1 tRNA gene (running past one end of the window) is annotated in these 318 nt (G+C 51.9%); it reads left to right on the forward strand.

Annotation, left to right across the window (positions count from 1 at the left end):
• Positions 1-250 precede the first annotated feature (250 nt).
• A tRNA-Val gene (locus tag ACIOWA_RS13915) sits at positions 251-318 on the forward strand (it continues 69 nt past the right edge of the window).

The raw sequence follows: 318 nt of genomic DNA on the forward strand, positions 1-318 counted from the left end.
TACCGGCCTGTCACGCCGGGGGTCGCGGGTTCGAGTCCCGTCCGCTGCGCCATATTCGGTAACCTGGACCACTGAACGCCAGGTCACCACGGAAGAACCCGCTAAAGCGGGTTTTTTTCTGTCTCAAGTTTGTACCTTGTTCCATCGGGTTTGTGTCGTTTCACCGGTTTTCGGATTTTTTTGAAAAAACTTCAATTAAATCAACACATTACGAAAACTTGTGGCATAATGCGCCCCGTAACGAAGCGAAGGGTGATTAGCTCAGCTGGGAGAGCGTCTGCCTTACAAGCAGAATGTCGGCGGTTCGATCCCGTCATC

This window comes from Pseudomonas sp. NPDC087614 (assembly GCF_044743485.1).
GTDB classification, from domain to species: domain Bacteria; phylum Pseudomonadota; class Gammaproteobacteria; order Pseudomonadales; family Pseudomonadaceae; genus Aquipseudomonas; species Aquipseudomonas baetica_A.